We start from the raw sequence: 16,082 nt of genomic DNA on the forward strand, positions 1-16,082 counted from the left end.
TCAGGGCCTGTGCAGTACCTGTGGGAGCCGGCTTGCCGGCGATAGGGCCGGTACAGGCAATGTATCAATCAGGTACGGAACCTGCGCACCAGCGCATCCAGCTCATTGGACAACCCGGCCAGGCTCTCCGAATCCATCCGCGCCGCCTGGGCCAGTTCCGCCACCAACTGCGCATCGCCATGAATCTGGCTGATATGACGGTTGATGTCCTCGGCCACCTGGTGCTGCTCTTCGGCCGCCGTGGCGATCTGGGTGTTCATGTCACGGATCACATCCACCGACTCGCGGATCTGCCCGAAGCTGTCACGGGCCAGGCCGATGCGGCTCACCGACTGCTGCGAAACCTCCAGGCTGGCGTGCATCTGTGCGGCTACTTCGGCAGTGCGGCTGGCCAGGTTGCCAAGCAGGCCGTCGATCTCGGCCGTGGAGTCGGCAGTACGTTTGGCCAGCGCCCGCACCTCGTCGGCGACCACGGCAAAGCCACGCCCCTGCTCGCCGGCACGGGCCGCTTCGATGGCGGCGTTGAGCGCCAGCAGGTTGGTCTGTTCGGCAATCGACCGAATGGTGCCGAGGATCGACTGGATGGCGTTGCTGTCACGCTCCAGCTGCTGGATCGACTGCGCCGATTGCTCGATCTCCTGGCTCAGGCGGTCGACGCTATGTACCGCGGCATCGATCTGCTGCTGGCCTTCGCGGGCCTGTTGCTGGCCGCTGTCGGCCGACTGCGCCGCCTGGCTGCAGGAACGTGCCACTTCGTTGGCGGTGGCGACCATTTCGTGGAAGGCGGTGGAGACCATGTCTACCGCTTCGCGCTGGCGGCCTGCGGCTTCGGCCATATCGCTGGAAACGCGGGTCGAGCTGCTGGAAGTGCTGAGGATCTTGCTGGCGGCAGCACTGATGTGCTGGATCAGGCTGCGAATGGCACCGAGGAACTGGTTGAACCAACTGGCCAGTTGCGCGGTTTCGTCGCGGCCACGGATTTCCAGGTTGCGGGTCAGGTCGCCCTCGCCCTGGGCGATATCTTCCAGGCCGCTGGTTACGCTATTGATCGGGCGCACGATCAGCTTGGCGAAGGTGGCACCGACCACAGCGAACAACGCAGCCAGTACCAGGGCCACCACGCCGATCAACCAGGTCAGGCGGGTGGTGGTCTGCATCACTTCGCTTTGTTCGATCAGGCCGATCAGGGTCCAGCCCAGCTGTTCGTCCGGGTAGATGTTGGCCATGTAGCGCACGCCATTCAGCTCCACTTCGGCCAGCCCCTTGCCGTGCTTGGCCAGCTCGGCGTACCCCTCGCCAAAGCTCGCCAGTTGCTTGAAGTTATGCTTGGCGTCACGAGGGTCGACCAGTACGTTGCCGTTGTTTTCCACCAGTAGCACGTAACCGCTTTCGCCCAGCTTGATCTGCTGGACGATTTCGGTGAGGCCTTTGAGCGAGACGTCGACGTTGACTACGCCGCCGGGGTTGCCCAATTGGTTGGCGACGGTGCGCACGGTGCTGACCAGCACGGCGTCGTCGGCAGCCCAGTAGTAGGCGCCGGTACGCAAGGTCTTGCCAGGGTTGGCCATGGCCAGCTGGTACCAGGGGCGGGTGCGTGGGTCGTAATTGACGAATTTTTGCCCGGCCGGCCAGCCAACGTAACCGCCGTCACTCACCCCATAGGACATGTACGCATAGCTGGGATGCGCATTGGCCAGGCGGGTCATGAAGTCGAGCAGCTTGCTGGCCTGGTCACCCAGTTCGTAGGACGGGGTAGCGCTCATGTATTTGTTCAGCTCGCTGCCCGTGGCGGCGACCAGCGGTTGCGCAGCCATGTACTCGACGTTCTGGTTGATGCCCTGGAAGAAGATGTTCATCGCGTTGCTGACCTGGCGGATTTCCCGGCTGCTGCCTTCGAGGAATCCGTCGCGGGCTTCGCCGCGCAGGTTGAGGACCACCAGCGTGGCCACGAGGACGATTGGCAAGCCGGCGATGACCGCGAATGCCCAGGTCAGTTTCTGTTTGATGTTCATCGACGCTCCCGGATTTTTTAATTATCGACACACGAGGCAGGTAGCTATTGCATCGGCATGATCCGGGTTTTATGTAGGAAAAAAGCCCGTAATTACTAGGTAAAGTCGTCTTTGGTGACTATTCGGTCGTGTTTGGACGTATATGGCATACCAAAGGGCTGCGGGCAGTTCAGTGGCAGCAGCCATCCGCAGCGCCGTTGGCCAGGTCCTTGAGAATCGGGCAGTCCGGGCGGTCGTCTCCCTGACAGTGGGAAACCAGCTCACCGAGGGTGTCACGAAGGCTGACCAACTCTTCGATGCGTCGGTTCAGCTCATCGATGTGTTGCATGGCCAGCGCTTTCACATCGGCGCTGGCACGCTGGCGGTCCTGCCAAAGGGTCAGCAACTTGCCGACCTCCTCGAGGGAAAAGCCAAGGTCGCGTGAGCGCTTGATGAAGGCCAGGCTGTGCAAGTCTTCCGCCTGGTACAGGCGGTAGCCGCTGTCGCTACGCGTGGCGGGCTTGAGCAAGCCGATGGACTCGTAGTAACGGATCATCTTGGTGCTGAGCCCGCTGCGGCGGGCGGCCTGGCCGATGTTCATGGAGCCTCCTGGGTGTTGCTGGTGGGTTTCCACGCCTTGAGCCAAAGCGCGTTGCTCACCACGCTGACGCTGGACAGGGCCATGGCAGCGCCGGCCAGCACCGGGTTGAGATAACCCAATGCGGCCAGCGGGATGCCGATCAGGTTATAGATGAACGCCCAGAACAGGTTTTGGCGGATTTTCGCATAGGTCTTGCGGCTGATCTCCAGGGCGGCCGGTACCAGGCGTGGGTCGCCGCGCATAAGGGTGATGCCGGCGGCCTGCATGGCCACATCGGTACCGCCACCCATGGCAATGCCGATATCGGCGGCCGCCAGCGCCGGCGCATCATTGATGCCATCACCGACCATGGCGACCACGCCATCCTGCTTGAGTGCTGCCACGGTCGCGGCCTTGTCGGCCGGCAGCACTTCGGCATGCACGTCGTCGATGCCCAGGGCATCGGCCACCACTTTGGCGCTGCCGCGGTTGTCGCCGGTCAGCAGGTGGCTGCTGATGTGTTGCGCGTGCAGGGTATCGATCGCCTGCGCGGCGCCGGGCTTGAGGCTGTCACCAAAGGCGAACAGGCCCAGCACCCGCGGCTGTGCGCCACGTTCGATCAGCCATGACAGGGTGCGCCCCTCGGCTTCCCAGGCCTGGGCCTTGGTGGCCAGGTCGCCGGGTGGCAGGGCGCTTTCGTCGAGCAGGCGGCGGTTGCCCAAGGCCAGCTCGCGGCCTTCCACGCGCCCGGCGATACCACGCCCGGTCAGCGACTGGCTGTCGACAACGCCAGGCACGTCCAAGCCCTGCTCGGCGCAGGCATCCAGTACCGCCTTGGCCAGCGGGTGTTCGCTGCCGCGCTGCAGGGCACCGGCAAGTCGATGCAGGTCGGCGTTGCTGCCCACCTGCGCCTGGCTGTGGACAACGCGCGGGCTGCCGGAAGTGAGGGTGCCGGTCTTGTCGAACACTACGCGGTTGACCGCATGGGCGCGCTCCAGGGCTTCGGCGTCCTTGATCAGGATGCCATGGCGGGCGGCGACCCCGGTGCCAGCCATGATCGCTGCAGGTGTGGCCAGGCCGAGGGCGCAGGGGCAGGCGATGACCAGTACGGCGACGGCGTTGATCAACGCGGTTTCCAGTGGCGCGCCGGCCAGCCACCAGCCGAACAGGGTGATCAGCGCCAGTACCAGCACGGCCGGGACGAATACCTGGCTGACCCGGTCGACCAGCTTCTGGATCGGTGCCTTGGCCGCCTGCGCGTCTTCTACCAGGCGGATGATGCGTGCCAGCACGGTTTCGGTACCCAGTGCCTGGGTGCGTACCAGCAGCCGGCCTTCGCCGTTGATGGCGCCACCGGTGACGCTGTCGCCGGGCTGCTTGGGCACCGGCAGGCTCTCGCCGCTGATCAGGGCTTCATCGGCATGGCTGCTGCCCTCTTCCACCACACCATCGACCGGGAAGCGCTCGCCGGGTTTGACCAGTACCAGATCGCCGAGGCGCAGCAGGGCAATGGCCACGTCTTCTTCCCGGCCATCGACCAGACGCACGGCCCGTTCCGGGCGCAGGGCTTCGAGGGCACGGATGGCGCTGGCGGTCTGGCGTTTGGCACGGCTTTCCAGGTACTTGCCCAGCAGCACCAGGGCAATCACCACGGCCGAGGCTTCGAAGTACAGGTGAGGGGCCATGCCGGCGGGGGCCTGCGCCCACTGGTACAGGCTCAGGCCATAGCCGGCGCTGGTGCCCAGGGCCACCAGCAGGTCCATGTTGCCGGTACCGGCGCGCACGGCCTTCCAGGCAGCCACGTAGAACCGCGCGCCAAGAATGAACTGCACCGGTGTGGCCAGCAGGAACTGCACCCACGCTGGCAACATCCAGTGCACGCCAAACGGCTGCACCAGCATGGGCACCACCAACGGCAGGGCTAGCAGCAAGGCTGCGCCGACCGCCAGGCGTTCGTTACGCAGGCGGCGTTGTGCAGCGTTCTGGTCGTCCCTTGCGGTTTGCGGCAGGCTGGCGCTGTAGCCGGCCTTTTGCACGGCGTCGATCAGCAGGTTGTCGTCGAGGGCCGCCAGCACTTCGAGGTGCGCGCGTTCGCTGGCCAGGTTGACGCTGACCTGTTCAACACCCGGCAGCTTGCCGAGGGCGCGCTCTACGCGGCCGACGCAACTGGCGCAGGTCATGCCGCCAATCTGCAGTTCGACGGTGCGGGTAGGTACGCCATAGCCGGCTTCGCGTACGGCGTCGACCAGGGCGGGCAAGCTATTGGCCGGGGCCTGGACCCGGGCCTGTTCGGTGGCGAGGTTGACGCTGACCTGTTCAGCGCCGGTGACTTTGCGCAGGGCGCGCTCGACCCGGCCGGCACAGCTGGCGCAGGTCATGCCGGAGATCGGCAGGTCGTATGTGGTGGATGCGGGCATGGCTCTCCTCCTTGGACAGGCCTCCAGCATCAACCTTGCCACGCAGGTAAGGTCAATAGCCCAGGCCGGCTCGCTTCAACTCCAGCCCATATTGCCCCATGGCGATGCGGTATTTGTTGATCTGGCCCGCCTGCAGGTTCAGTCGTGTGCTGCGTTGGTCCTCGACGCCCGCAGCGCAGCCGGGCATTTGCCCGGGCAGCAGGCGCAGACGCACGTCCACCGGGCCGGGCGGCAGGTTGAATGAGGTGGATTGCTCCTGGAACACGCGCCCGGAGAGCTGGTCGTTGAGGTAGATGCCGATTTCGCAACTGGTGGCCACTTCCAGGCGCTCCCGGGAAATGATCAGCACGCTGTAGTCCGAATTGCCCTCGGCACTGGCCGGTGGCACTGCAGCCAGCGTGCTCAATAGCCCGACAACGCCCAATGCTGCCCTGAACATGAAAAATCTCCTGCTTGCGTGATCATCAAAGGCGCAGCTTGGCCGACGCGCGCGCGGATTTCCACCCCGGCTGTTGTCGACAGGTCTTGACCTTGCCCCGATGGCAAGCTTGAGACTCGTGCAAAACCTGAAGGAGGTAACCCCATGCAAGTGTTCAATGTACAAGGCATGACCTGCGGCCATTGCGTGAAAGCCGTGACCCGGGCGGTGCAGGAGCAGGATGCCGCGGCCAAGGTGGAGGTCGACCTGGCGGCCAGGCAGGTACGGGTGCAGAGCGAGTTGGCTCAGGAGCAGATCCTCACGGCCATTCGCGATGAAGGTTATCAGGCCGAAGTAGCCTGAACACTTGCCTGTGGGAGCCCTTGAAGTTGTTGCAAATGTTTTCATGTCGATAGGGCCCACAGCAGGTAGAATCGAGCACTTGCTTAGCCTGCTATGGATTCCTGATGAACCTGCGAATGGTGCTCATCCTGGGCGCACTCAGTGCGTTCGGGCCCTTGGCGATCGACTTTTACCTGCCCGCCTTCCCGGCCATGGCACAGGCGTTCGCCACCGATGAAAAACACGTTCAGGCCACCTTGGCCGCCTACTTTCTCGGCCTGTCCATCGGGCAACTGGCCTACGGGCCGGTGGCTGACCGCTTTGGCCGGCGCAAGCCGCTGATGTTCGGGGTGACCCTGTTCACCCTTGCGTCACTGGCCTGTGCCTATGCTCCCAACCTCGACACCTTGGTGCTGGCGCGTTTCGTCCAGGCATTGGGCGGTTGCGCCGGGATGGTGTTGTCGCGGGCCATCGTCAGTGACAAGTGCGACCCGGTGGCCTCGGCCAAGGTGTTCTCGCAGTTGATGCTGGTCATGGGCCTGGCGCCAATCCTGGCACCAATGCTGGGCGGGGTGCTGGTGAACGTGGCCGGCTGGCAATCCATCTTCCTCGCCCTGAGCCTGTTCAGTGCCGGCTGCCTGCTGGCGGTCAGCCTGGGCCTGCCGGAAAGCTTGCCCGAGCACATACCGCGGCAACCGCTGTCTGGCGCCTTGCGCCAGTACCTGCGCCTCTTCGCTGACCGGGTATTCGTCGGCCATGCCCTGACCGGTGGTATCGCCATCGCCGGCATGTTTGCCTACATCGCCGGCTCACCTTTCGTGTTCATCAAGCTCTACGGCGTGCCAGCCGAGCATTACGGCTGGTTGTTCGGTACCAATGCCGCCGGCTTTATCCTGGTGGCACAGGTTAATGCACGCTTGCTGGCCAAGCGCGGGCCAGCGTTCCTGCTGGCGCGTGCTGTGTGGCTTTACCTGGCTGCGGGCCTGGCGTTGCTGGGTGTGGCGGCAATGCGGCCAACTCAGCTGTGGCCATTGTTGGTTCCGCTGTTCGTCTGCATTTCCAGCCTCGGCTGTATCATCCCCAATGCCGCTGCCTGTGCCATGAGCGGGCAGGGCGCACGGGCCGGTAGTGCCTCGGCGCTGATGGGCTGCCTGCAGTTCAGCGTCGCTGCCGGTGCCGCAGCGCTGGTCGGGCTGCTGCATGATGGCAGTGCGGTGCCGATGGCGCTGGTGATCAGCCTGTGTGGGGCGCTGGTGGTCAGTGTCGCGCTGCTGACCCGACGGTTGCCGGCCAAGGCTCCCGCATAAGCGGGTGAGGTGCCTGCAACCGGGTTTCCAGCGTGGCGACGAAGGCGCGCGCTTCGGCCTCGCTGCGGAAACTGACCACGTGTTGATCGAGCTGGACCTGCCAGGGGCAGGCGGGGTTTCGGCTCGACGCACTGACGACAATTTTCATCGCGGCATACCTCCAAAGGGGGGAGAGCGGATGAAGTGTAGCGCTGCACCTTCGGCCTGCCATGACCTGAATCAGTGTCCTGACTGACGGTCGCCAAGAACGTTTTCTACCTGTTTTTCCTGCTTGGGGCGCAATGCCCGCAAGCAGGTGGAACCTTCGCTTTGGCTTGCATTATTTGTGGAAATTGGTTGTCGGCCGCGTCCGAAGATGCATCCGGTGTTTTTTCCGCCTGTCGCTCCCTTGTTCCCGCCATGTGGGCCTGGCTGCTTGCCCGCGCGGTCCGGACAGGTTTCACGCACTGTTTCACTGCTTGCCATGGGTAGGCATACCCAGTGTTTTTTTGCCGGTGGTGCCTCCGCGCTGTGCTGCCTGAATGGCGTTTTTTGCGGCTTATACTGGCGAACCAGGCCAGTGCCAGCGAGAGGCGCTTCCCTGCCAGGGGTGGCCATCGCATCCACACAGTGAACTTGCAGGGAGTTACAGGGACATGAACGCAGCCAGCAGTATCAGCCAGATTGCCAGCCTGATGGCCGACCCCAAGCGCAGTGCCATGCTGTGGGCACTGATCGACGGCACGCCGCGGCTGGCCAACGAGCTCGCGGTAATGACAGGCCTGACCTCGTCATCTGCCTGCGCACACCTTTCATTGTTGTCGTCGGCCGGTTTGCTCCGGCATGAAGCACGGGGCCGCAAGCGTTACTTCCGGCTGGCCACCCCACAAGTCGGGGCAGCGGTGGAGGCCCTGGCCAGTGTCCAGCTGGAGAACGCCAGGGGGGAGCGGGCCAAGGCGCCGGTATCACCGCTGCCCATGTCGATACGCAGGGCGCGTCGCTGTGGCGATCACTTGGGCGGGGAACTGGCCGGTGAGCTGTATCACCGTCTGGTGGTGGCCGGCTGGTTGGAGGGTAGTGGTCGACAGCTGATGGTAAGCGAGGAGGGGCGGACGCAGTTGGCTTTGGTCGGGGTCTACATCGATGCCTTGGCGCCAAATCAGCAACGTGGCTGTGTGATCTGCCGCTGCACCGAGTGGAACGACCAGGGGCCGCACCTGGGGGGCGTGCTGGGGCAGGCCTTGTTCCGGCTGTTCCTGCAGTCTGGCTGGATGCGCGAAGCCGAGGACTCGCGGGCATTGCATATCTCTGCGCTGGGTATCCAGCAAATCAATCGCATTGCCCGCGTGCCGACGTTGCAGGTCGGTTGACCGCGACACCGTCATGCCGGCGTCAGGTCACTCAGGCCAGCCGGGCATCCAGGCTGTTCTGGGCCAGGCGACGGGCCTGGTCTTCGGTCATGCCCAGGTGCGTGTACAGGGCGTGGAAGTTTTCGGTGACATAGCCACCGAAGTAGGCCGGGTCGTCAGAGTTGACCGTTACCTTCACGCCGCGCTCGAGCATGTCGAGGATGTTGTGCTGGTTCATGTGGTCGAACACGCACAGCTTGGTGTTCGACAGCGGGCACACCGTGAGCGGGATCTGCTCGTCGATGATGCGCTGCATCAGGCGCTCGTCCTCGATGGCGCGCACACCGTGGTCGATACGCTTGACCTTCAGCAGGTCCAGGGCTTCCCAGATGTACTCGGGCGGGCCTTCCTCGCCAGCATGGGCAACGGCGACCAGGCCTTCACTGCGGGCACGGTCGAACACGCGCTGGAACTTGCTCGGCGGGTGGCCCATTTCCGAGCTGTCCAGGCCAACGGCGATGAACGCATCGCGGAACGGCAGGGCCTGGTCGAGGGTTTTCTGCGCCTCATCTTCGCTGAGGTGGCGCAGGAAGCTGAGGATCAGGCCGCTGCTGATGCCCAATTGTTCGCGACCGTCCCTGAGCGCCTGGTTGATACCGTTGAGCACCACTTCGAAGGGGATACCGCGGTCGGTATGGGTCTGCGGGTCGAAGAACGGTTCGGTGTGGATAACGTTCTGAGCCTTGCAGCGTTGCAGGTAGGCCCAGGTCAGGTCGTAGAAGTCCTGCTCGGTACGCAGCACGTCGGCGCCCTGGTAATACAAGTCCAGGAACTCCTGCAGGTTGTTGAAGGCGTAGGCACCGCGCAAGGTTTCCACATCTGCCCAGGGCAGGGCGATCTTGTTGCGCTCGGCCAGGGCGAACAGCAGCTCGGGCTCCAGCGAGCCTTCCAGGTGCAGGTGCAGTTCGGCCTTGGGCAGGGCGTTCAACCAGTCATACATAGTGGGTCATCTCGATCAAATACGGTTGCCGCCATTCTACAGAGCCTGGCCGGGCATTGCGCCCGGCCAGGCTGCGACCCGGTGAATCACCAGATCAAAGGTTCGCCCTTGTAGTTGATGAAGCGCAGACCACCCTTGCCGCTTTGCGCATTGATCTGATCAATCATGCCGCGGGTACTGGTCAGCACGTCGATATCGGCGTTTTCGCCGCCCATGTCGGTTTTCACCCAGCCCGGGTGCATGGCCAGCACGCACAGATCAGGGCGTTGTTGCTCGACGACGAAGCTGTTGATCATCGAGTTCAGCGCCGCCTTGCTGGCCTTGTAAAGGCAGACTTCGCCGCTGTCAGGAATAGTCACGCTGCCTAGTATCGAGCTCATGAAGGCCAGCACGCCGCTACCTTCACGTATCTGGCCGACCAAGCGACGGGCCACGCGAATTGGCGCCACGGCGTTGGTCATGAACAGATCGCCGATGTCCTTGTTCTGCACCGTCTCCAGGTTTTGCGGCAAGGGGCCCATGACCCCGGCGTTGACGAACACCAAGTCGAACACTTGGCCTTGCAAGCGCTGCTTCAGGGCATCCAGCTGAGCCGTGTCGTTCATTTCCAGCTGTTCGATGTGCACGCCGGGCACATTTGCCAAGGCGCCTGGCTGCTGTGGGTTGCGCACGGTGGCGGTGATGTTCCAGCCGTCTTCGTGCAGACGTTCCACCAAGCCAAGGCCGAGCCCGCGCGACGCGCCGATGATGATGGCTGTTCGTGAATTAGCCATAGGAACATTCCTTTAGAAATGTAGGAAAAGGATTTGAGGATAATTCAACTGGAGCTGCATTGCGGCGATGGCGACACAAGGCTGCGTCTACGAGATACAACTCGGTGGCGCGTAAGGTCTGCAAAGCAGCCCCGTCATGCGAGTTGGCTAAAAAATGAACATCCGCCCCGTGCCCTTGTGTGGGCGGGCGTCTCGCCTGTTGGCGCACGGGTTATCCACAGGCTGGTCCACAGTTATTGTGTGCAAGCGCGGTGCGCCGCAAACGGCATCGCTTGGCCGCGGTATGGGGATAACTTTCGGGCTTTCCGCAGTTTGGGCCTGTCATCAAAGGTGATCAAAATATGATCAAAGATCTACAAGCCTTGAAAACGCTAGGCTGCAGGCACATGCCCAAAGCTTATCCACAGGCCGGCCCACAGTTGCTGTGGGCAATGGTCAACGTGCTTCGAGCAGAATGCGCCCACGGCTCAGGTCGGCCAACTGCTGCTGCAGTGGCGCCAGGTGGGCGTCACCCAGTGCAATGAGCAGGTCCACGCCATTGGCGGTGAACTGCTCATCCAGGACCAGGCCGTCAACCTCGGCCAGACGCAACTTCACAAGCGCCAGTTCGCTGAAACTGCAACTGCAGGTGAATTCGCTGCGCTGCACCAGCAGCCGCTTGGGTGCCTGTTGCAGGCACTTGTTGGCACCGCCGCCATAGGCCCTGGCCAGGCCGCCGGTGCCCAGCTGGATGCCGCCGTACCAGCGGATCACCAGCACCACCACCTGGTCGCAGTCCTGCGCTTCGATGGCTGCGAGGATTGGCCGCCCCGCGGTACCACCAGGTTCGCCGTCATCGCTGCTGCGGTACTGGGCGCCAAGTTTCCAGGCCCAGCAGTTGTGAGTGGCGGCCAGGTCGCTGTGGCGTTCGATGAAACTCATCGCGTCGGCGGCGCTGCTGATCGGCCCGGCGAGGGTGATGAAGCGGCTTTTGCGGATTTCCTCGCGGTACTCGCAGAGGTCGAGCAGGGTAGAAGGCATAAATGACGATCAGGCAGCCGGCTTGATACCGCAGCCCTTCAGAATGATGTGGATAAGATTGTTGCTCGCGTCCTCCATGTCCTGCTTGGTCAGGCGGCTGCGGCCGGTGACCTGGCAGATCTGGGTGGCGAAGTCGGCATAGTGCTGGGTGCTGCCCCACAGCAGGAAGATCAGGTGCACCGGGTCGACCGGGTCCATCTTGCCGGCTTCGATCCAGGCCTGGAACACCGCGGCCCGGCCGCGGAACCATTCGCGGTAGTCGGCACTGAAGTATTCGCTCAGGCAGGTACCGCCGCTGATCACCTCCATGGCGAAGATCCGTGAAGCTTGCGGGTTGCGCCGAGAGAACTCCATCTTGGTGCGGATATACTGGCTCAGGGCTTCGCCCGGGTCGTCGTCGACGCTCAAGGCGTTGAAGGTGCTGTCCCACAACTCGATGATGTTGCTGAGCACGGCAATGTACAAGCCCAGCTTGTTGGTGAAGTAGTAATGCAGGTTGGCCTTGGGCAACCCCGCCTTGAGGGCGATGGTGTTCATGCTGGTGCCCTTGAAACCATGGCGGGCGAACTCGTCTTCGGCGGCCTGGATAATGGCCTGTTCGTTCTTCTGGCGGATGCGGCCCGCGGGCTTGCCCGAGGCGGAGAGGCGATGCGCAGGGACTTCTAGGGTCATGGACGATTCCGTACGGGTCAGTGGCTGCGGCTGTCGGACAAGATTACCTGCCTGTGCCGAAGTGACAAGCGTTTGCGGCACAGACTGGCATCAGCGTGTCGCAGCCAGGCTTTCGAGGAAGCTTTCCAGCACCAGGTTCGGCCGCCGGCCCTTGCGCGTTACCCAGCTGAGGCTCAGGTCATAGAAGCGTTGCTGGGGCTTCAGGGCACGCAAGCGGCCTTGCTGCACCCAGAACGTGGCGTAGTGGTCTGGCAGGTAGCCGATATAGCGCCCGGTAAGGATGAGAAACGCCATTCCTTCGCGGTCCGAAGCACTGGCCGTACAGTTCAGCGCCTGGTAATGCGCCTGGATTTCGGCCGGTAGGCGGAAGGTGGGGGTGATGGCCTCCTGGCTGTTGAGGCGGTCGTCGTCGATCTGCTGGTCATCGGCATAGAACAGTGGGTGGCCGACCGCGCAATACAGCAGCGAGCGCTCGCTGTACAACGGTTGGTACTCGAGGCCCGACAATGGACTGGTCTGTGGCACCACACCGACATGCAGGCTGCCATCGAGCACGCCATGCTCGACCTGGCTGGGCGCGATCATGCGGATCTGGATGCGCACATCGGGCCCGCGGTCCTTGAGTTCGGCCAATGCATGGGTAATGCGCATGTGCGGCAAGGTCACCAGGTTGTCGGTCAGGCCAATGTTCAGCTCGCCACGCAAGTGCTGGTGAAGGCCGTTGACCTCGGTGCGGAAGCTTTCCAGGGCGCTGAGCAGTTGCAGCGCCGAATGGTAGACCTCGCGGCCTTCCTCGGTCAGCGAGAAACCGGCGCGGCCGCGCTGGCACAGGCGCAGGCCGAGGCGTTGCTCCAGGTCGTTCATCTGCTGGCTGATGGCCGAACGGCCTATGCCCAGCACGTTTTCCGCGGCGGAGAAGCCGCCGCACTCGACGACACTGCGGTAGATCTTCAGCAGGCGGATGTCGAAATCGCTGACTTGGGCAAGTGGATCGGGGCGTCGGCTCATTAGTTTAGTGAGGGCCTGTCTGAAGATTAGAAATGTTGGCTTTTTCAGACTTTATCGCCGTGCCAATTTAGCTGCAACAACATCCATCGTTGCCTAATCGTCTTCCGAGGAACCGCCGATGAACATGCCCGAAACCGCTACCGCCGGTATCGCCAGCCAGCTCAAGCTGGATGCACACTGGATGCCCTACACCGCCAACCGCAACTTCCAGCGCGACCCACGCCTGATCGTGGCGGCCGAAGGCAACTACCTGGTCGACGACAAGGGGCGCAGGATCTTCGATGCCCTGTCCGGCTTGTGGACCTGCGGCGCCGGGCATACCCGCAAGGAAATCACCGAGGCAGTGGCTCGCCAGATCGGCACCCTGGACTATTCACCGGCCTTCCAGTTCGGCCACCCGCTGTCGTTCCAGCTGGCCGAGAAGATCACCGAGCTGACCCCGGGCGACCTGAACCATGTGTTCTATACCAACTCCGGTTCCGAGTGTGCCGACACCGCGCTGAAGATGGTGCGTGCGTACTGGCGCCTGAAAGGCCAGGCGACCAAGACCAAGATCATCGGCCGGGCCCGCGGCTACCACGGCGTGAACATCGCTGGTACCAGCCTCGGTGGCGTCAACGGTAACCGCAAGCTGTTCGGTCAGCTGCTGGACGTCGACCATCTGCCTCACACCGTGCTGCCGGTGAACGCCTTCTCCAAAGGCATGCCGGAAGAGGGCGGTATTGCCCTGGCTGACGAGATGCTCAAGCTGATCGAGCTGCACGATGCCTCCAACATCGCTGCCGTGATCGTCGAGCCGCTGGCAGGTTCGGCTGGTGTGCTGCCGCCGCCGAAGGGTTACCTGAAGCGCCTGCGTGAAATCTGCACCCAGCACAACATCCTGCTGATCTTCGACGAAGTGATCACCGGCTTCGGCCGCATGGGCGCGATGACCGGTTCCGAAGCCTTCGGCGTGACCCCGGACCTGATGTGCATCGCCAAGCAGGTGACCAACGGTGCCATCCCGATGGGCGCGGTGATCGCCAGCAGCGAGATCTACCAGACCTTCATGAACCAGCCGACCCCGGAGTACGCCGTGGAATTCCCCCACGGCTATACCTACTCGGCCCACCCGGTAGCCTGCGCCGCCGGTATCGCCGCGCTGGACCTGCTGCAGAAGGAAAACCTGGTGCAGGCCGCCGCCGAGCTGGCGCCGCACTTCGAGAAGCTGCTGCATGGCGTGAAGGGCACCAAGAACATCGTCGATATCCGCAACTACGGCCTGGCCGGCGCGATCCAGATCGCTGCCCGCGACGGTGATGCCATCGTGCGTCCGTACGAAGCGGCGATGAAACTGTGGAAGGCAGGCTTCTATGTACGCTTCGGTGGCGACACCCTGCAGTTCGGCCCAACCTTCAACACCACGCCGCAGGAACTGGACCGCCTGTTCGACGCAGTGGGCGAAACCCTGAACCTGATCGACTGATCTTTCCGATTCTGATGGCAGGTGCGTGAACACATCGCGTGCCTGCCTCAACCTTCTTTATCTGGAGTTTTGCATGAGCATTGTTCAGCACCTGATCCACGGCGAACTGGTTACCAAGGGTGAGCGCACCGCCGATGTCTTCAACCCGTCCACCGGCCAGGCCGTGCGCAAGGTCGAGCTGGCCAGCCGCGCGACCGTGCAGGAAGCGATCGACTCTGCCAAGGCGGCCTTCCCGGCCTGGCGCAACACCCCACCGGCCAAGCGCGCCCAGGTGATGTTCCGCTTCAAGCAACTGCTGGAGCAGAACGAAGCGCGTATCTCGCAGATGATCAGCGAAGAGCATGGCAAGACCCTGGAGGATGCTGCAGGCGAACTGAAGCGTGGTATCGAGAACGTCGAGTTCGCCTGTGCCGCGCCGGAAGTGCTGAAAGGCGAGTACAGCCGCAACGTCGGCCCCAACATCGATGCCTGGTCCGACTTCCAGCCGCTGGGCGTGGTTGCCGGTATCACCCCGTTCAATTTCCCGGCCATGGTGCCGCTGTGGATGTACCCACTGGCTATTGCCTGCGGCAACGCCTTCATCCTCAAGCCTTCCGAGCGCGACCCGAGCTCGACCCTGTTCATCGCCCAGCTGCTGCTGGAAGCCGGCCTGCCGAAGGGCATCCTCAACGTGGTGCACGGCGACAAGGAAGCGGTGGATGCGCTGATCGAAGCGCCGGAAGTGAAGGCCCTGAGCTTCGTCGGTTCGACTCCGATCGCCGAGTACATCTACGCTGAAGGTACCAAGCGCGGCAAGCGTGTGCAGGCCCTGGGTGGTGCGAAGAACCACGCGGTGCTGATGCCGGATGCCGACCTGGACAATGCCGTGAGCGCTCTGATGGGGGCTGCCTACGGTTCGTGCGGCGAGCGTTGCATGGCCATTTCGGTGGCGGTGTGCGTGGGTGACCAGGTGGCTGACGCCCTGATTGCCAAGCTGGAACCGCAGATCAAGGCCCTGAAGATTGGTGCCGGCACCTCGTGCGGCCTGGACATGGGGCCGCTGGTGACGGCCGCTGCCCGTGACAAGGTGGTGGGCTACATTGATGATGGTCTTGCTGCTGGCGCCAAGCTGGTGGTAGATGGCCGTGGCTTCCGTGTTGCCGGTAATGAGGATGGCTACTTCGTCGGCGGCACCCTGTTCGACAACGTGACCCCGGAGATGCGCATCTATAAGGAAGAGATCTTCGGCCCGGTGCTGTGCGTAGTGCGTGTGAACAGCCTGGAGCAGGCCATGCAACTGATCAACGATCACGAGTATGGCAACGGTACCTGTATCTTCACCCGTGACGGTGAAGCGGCGCGCCTGTTCTGCGACGAGATCGAAGTGGGCATGGTCGGTGTGAACGTACCGCTGCCGGTGCCGGTGGCCTACCACAGTTTTGGTGGCTGGAAGCGCTCGCTGTTCGGGGACCTGCATGCCTATGGCCCGGACGGTGTGCGCTTCTATACCCGTCGCAAGGCGATCACCCAGCGCTGGCCGCAACGTGCCAGCCATGAGGCTTCGCAGTTTGCCTTCCCTAGTTTGTAAGGGATGAGCAGAAGCGGGGAGGCCGATTAGGCCTCCCCGCTTTGTTTTTCATCGATATTGAAGTTTCTTGAAATTAAGGGTTGACGCCCTCTCGAATCCCCTTATAATGCGCCCCACTTCCAGCGACATCGGAACGACAAACTTCTTGAAATTCAATAAGTTAGGTTGTTCGGAAAGAGCTGAAAGGGCTACGA

General features: G+C 63.0%; 15 protein-coding genes and 1 pseudogene. 5 read left to right on the plus strand and 11 right to left on the minus strand.

Translation table 11 applies throughout. From position 1 onward, the window contains the following. Positions 1-68 precede the first annotated feature (68 nt). From CAF92_RS27880 to CAF92_RS17130, 5 genes and pseudogenes are all read right to left on the minus strand, one after another. A complete protein-coding gene (locus CAF92_RS27880; RefSeq protein ID WP_371033815.1) occupies positions 69-836 on the minus strand; it encodes a methyl-accepting chemotaxis protein in 768 nt (255 codons plus the stop codon). A gap of 90 nt (positions 837-926) precedes the next feature. Further along, positions 927-2,012, minus strand: a pseudogene (locus CAF92_RS27885) (cache domain-containing protein); the annotation flags it as partial. A 169-nt stretch (positions 2,013-2,181) separates the two neighbouring features. Then, entirely contained in the window at positions 2,182-2,592 is a 411-nt protein-coding gene (cueR, locus tag CAF92_RS17120) for a Cu(I)-responsive transcriptional regulator (protein WP_046616852.1), read from the minus strand. Further along, on the minus strand, positions 2,589-4,988 hold the full coding sequence (locus tag CAF92_RS17125) for a heavy metal translocating P-type ATPase (RefSeq protein WP_085601453.1): 2,400 nt from the start codon (positions 4,986-4,988) through the stop codon (positions 2,589-2,591). The genes cueR and CAF92_RS17125 overlap by 4 nt, the downstream gene beginning before the upstream one ends. A 52-nt stretch (positions 4,989-5,040) precedes the next feature. Beyond that, complete coding sequence (locus CAF92_RS17130; RefSeq protein ID WP_046616857.1) at positions 5,041-5,427, minus strand: hypothetical protein; 387 nt, start codon at positions 5,425-5,427, stop codon at positions 5,041-5,043. A 144-nt stretch (positions 5,428-5,571) separates the two neighbouring features. On the opposite strand from CAF92_RS17130, the gene CAF92_RS17135 reads away from it, so the two are divergent. Next, a complete protein-coding gene (locus tag CAF92_RS17135; RefSeq protein WP_046616858.1) occupies positions 5,572-5,769 on the plus strand; it encodes a heavy-metal-associated domain-containing protein in 198 nt (65 codons plus the stop codon). 104 nt (positions 5,770-5,873) lie between these two features. Then, positions 5,874-7,055, plus strand: a complete 1,182-nt coding sequence (locus CAF92_RS17140; protein WP_085601454.1) for a multidrug effflux MFS transporter — start codon at positions 5,874-5,876, stop codon at positions 7,053-7,055. On the opposite strand, the gene CAF92_RS27685 is transcribed toward CAF92_RS17140, so the two are convergent. Continuing rightward, entirely contained in the window at positions 7,006-7,203 is a 198-nt protein-coding gene (locus CAF92_RS27685; RefSeq protein WP_085601455.1) for a hypothetical protein, read from the minus strand. The genes CAF92_RS17140 and CAF92_RS27685 overlap by 50 nt on opposite strands. 487 nt (positions 7,204-7,690) lie before the next feature. Between CAF92_RS27685 and CAF92_RS17150 the strand changes: the two genes are divergently transcribed. Further along, positions 7,691-8,404 carry a helix-turn-helix transcriptional regulator gene (locus tag CAF92_RS17150; RefSeq protein ID WP_085601456.1) on the plus strand — a complete coding sequence of 238 codons (714 nt, stop codon included), beginning with the start codon at positions 7,691-7,693 and terminating at the stop codon, positions 8,402-8,404. A gap of 31 nt (positions 8,405-8,435) precedes the next feature. Here the strand turns inward: CAF92_RS17150 and CAF92_RS17155 are convergent, their stop codons facing one another. The 5 genes from CAF92_RS17155 to CAF92_RS17175 form a co-directional block, all read right to left on the minus strand. Continuing rightward, a complete protein-coding gene (locus CAF92_RS17155; protein ID WP_085601457.1) occupies positions 8,436-9,383 on the minus strand; it encodes an adenosine deaminase in 948 nt (315 codons plus the stop codon). Between the two features lie 86 nt (positions 9,384-9,469). Continuing rightward, a complete protein-coding gene (locus tag CAF92_RS17160) occupies positions 9,470-10,156 on the minus strand; it encodes an SDR family oxidoreductase (protein WP_085601458.1) in 687 nt (228 codons plus the stop codon). 435 nt (positions 10,157-10,591) lie between these two features. Further along, a complete protein-coding gene (locus CAF92_RS17165) occupies positions 10,592-11,176 on the minus strand; it encodes a YigZ family protein (RefSeq protein ID WP_016484768.1) in 585 nt (194 codons plus the stop codon). A 9-nt stretch (positions 11,177-11,185) separates the two neighbouring features. After that, on the minus strand, positions 11,186-11,848 hold the full coding sequence (locus CAF92_RS17170; RefSeq protein ID WP_003257076.1) for a TetR/AcrR family transcriptional regulator: 663 nt from the start codon (positions 11,846-11,848) through the stop codon (positions 11,186-11,188). A 90-nt stretch (positions 11,849-11,938) separates the two neighbouring features. Beyond that, positions 11,939-12,856, minus strand: a complete 918-nt coding sequence (locus CAF92_RS17175) for a LysR family transcriptional regulator (protein ID WP_046616867.1) — start codon at positions 12,854-12,856, stop codon at positions 11,939-11,941. Positions 12,857-12,974: 118 nt separating this feature from the next. On the opposite strand from CAF92_RS17175, the gene CAF92_RS17180 reads away from it, so the two are divergent. Both CAF92_RS17180 and CAF92_RS17185 read left to right on the plus strand, forming a co-directional pair. Continuing rightward, positions 12,975-14,321 (plus strand): aspartate aminotransferase family protein, encoded by a 1,347-nt coding sequence (locus CAF92_RS17180; protein ID WP_046616868.1) that lies wholly within the window; start codon positions 12,975-12,977, stop codon positions 14,319-14,321. Between the two features lie 73 nt (positions 14,322-14,394). Continuing rightward, on the plus strand, positions 14,395-15,888 hold the full coding sequence (locus tag CAF92_RS17185; RefSeq protein ID WP_046616869.1) for a CoA-acylating methylmalonate-semialdehyde dehydrogenase: 1,494 nt from the start codon (positions 14,395-14,397) through the stop codon (positions 15,886-15,888). Positions 15,889-16,082 lie beyond the last annotated feature (194 nt).

Origin of the sequence: Pseudomonas sp. B10(2017), assembly GCF_002113295.1 — a bacterium.
In the GTDB taxonomy this organism is placed as follows: Bacteria; Pseudomonadota; Gammaproteobacteria; order Pseudomonadales; family Pseudomonadaceae; genus Aquipseudomonas; species Aquipseudomonas pudica.